This window comes from Pseudomonas cyclaminis (genome assembly GCF_015163715.1).
GTDB lineage: Bacteria > Pseudomonadota > Gammaproteobacteria > Pseudomonadales > Pseudomonadaceae > Aquipseudomonas > Aquipseudomonas cyclaminis.
In genome coordinates this window covers 1-1886 of sequence record NZ_JADDUM010000340.1, presented here as the reverse complement: position 1 = coordinate 1886, position 1886 = coordinate 1, and the positions used below count along the sequence as shown (strand labels likewise).

Below are 1886 nucleotides of genomic sequence, written 5' to 3'. Positions count from 1 at the left end.
GCGGTAGCTTGAACCCACCGCAAAACAAATGTGGGAGGGGGCTTGCCCCCGATTGCGGTGGTGTCAGCCTCAGTATTGGAAACTGAACTACCGCTATCGGGGGCAAGCCCCTCCCACATTTTTGATCCCCATTTTAACCGGGGATCAGGGTCACACCTGCAGGTAATCCAGGATCCCTTCGGCGGCATTGCGGCCTTCGAAGATCGCCGTCACCACCAGGTCAGAACCGCGCACCATGTCGCCACCGGCGAAGATTTTCGGGTTGCTGGTCTGGTGTTTGTACTGGCCTTGTTCCGGGGCCACCACGCGGCCCTGGCTGTCGGTCTGGATCTGGAACTGCTCGAACCACGGCGCCGGCTTGGGCGGAAACCGAAGGCGATGACCACGGCGTCGGCCGGGATGATCTCTTCGGAACCGGGGATCGGCTCGGGGCTGCGACGGCCACGGGCGTCCGGCTCGCCGAGACGGGTCTCGACCACTTTCACACCTTCGACGCGGTCTTCACCGACGATCGCGATCGGCTGGCGGTTATAGAGGAATTTCACGCCTTCTTCCTTGGCGTTCTTCACCTCTTTGCGCGAACCGGGCATGTTGGCTTCGTCACGACGATAGGCACAGGTCACCGACTTGGCGCCCTGGCGGATCGAGGTACGGTTGCAGTCCATCGCGGTGTCACCACCGCCCAGCACCACGACCTTCTTACCTTTCATGTCGACAAAATCTTCCGGCGACTTTTCAAAGCCCAGGTTGCGGTTGACGTTGGCGATCAGGAAGTCGAGCGCGTCATACACGCCCGGCAGGTCTTCACCGGCAAAGCCACCCTTCATGTAGGTGTAGGTGCCCATGCCCATGAACACGGCATCGTATTCTTCGAGCAGTTGTTCCATGGTGATGTCTTTGCCGATTTCGGTATTGAGGCGGAACTCGATACCCATGCCGGTGAAGACTTCACGACGGTGGCTCAGCACGGTTTTTTCCAGCTTGAACTCGGGGATGCCGAAGGTCAGCAGGCCGCCGATTTCCGGGTTCTTGTCGAACACCACCGGGGTCACGCCGCCACGCACCAGTACGTCGGCACAGCCCAGGCCCGCAGGACCGGCGCCGATGATGGCGACGCGCTTACCGGTCGGCTTGACCTTGGACATGTCCGGACGCCAGCCCATGGCGAAGGCGGTGTCGGTGATGTACTTCTCCACCGAACCGATGGTCACCGCGCCGAAGCCGTCGTTAAGGGTGCACGCACCCTCGCACAGACGGTCCTGGGGACAAACCCTGCCGCACACTTCCGGCAGGGTGTTGGTCTGGTGCGACAGCTCGGCGGCGGCGAGGATATTGCCCTCGGCCACCAGCTTGAGCCAGTTGGGAATGAAGTTGTGCACCGGGCACTTCCATTCGCAATACGGGTTACCGCACCCCAGGCAGCGGTGGGCCTGGTCGGCCGAGTGCTGGGGTTTGAAGGGCTCGTAGATTTCCACGAACTCTTTCTTGCGTTGACGCAACAGTTTCTTCTTCGGATCTTTGCGCCCGACATCGATGAACTGGAAGTCGTTATTCAGACGTTCAGCCATGTTAAAACCTCATCAAACTCTTCAGGCGCATATCACTGCGGATTGGCACGGATGCTGGAAAGCAACGATTTCAGGTTGGCAGCCTTGGGCTTGACCAGCCAGAAACGACGCAGGTAATCATCGAGGTTTTCGGCGAGGTTACGACCCCATTCGCTGCCGGTCTCCTCGACGTACTCGTCCAGCACGTGCTGCAAGTGGTTCCGGTAGGACTCCATGGCTTCGCCGCTGATCCGCTGGATCTCGACCAACTCGTGGTTGACCTTGTCGACGAAGGTGTTGTCCTGGTCGAGCACGTAGGCGAAACCGCCGGTCATGCCC

At 60.1% G+C, this 1886-nt stretch carries 1 protein-coding gene and 1 pseudogene; both read right to left on the bottom strand.

All coding sequences use genetic code 11. The features are described from left to right. Nucleotides 1-150: 150 nt before the first annotated feature. Nucleotides 151-1568 (bottom strand): annotated as a pseudogene (locus IQK56_RS30010) (FAD-dependent oxidoreductase). Between the two features lie 32 nt (nt 1569-1600). Beyond that, nucleotides 1601-1886, bottom strand: a 286-nt coding sequence (locus tag IQK56_RS30005) for a hypothetical protein (protein WP_193863689.1), incomplete at its 5' end; no start/stop codon positions are given.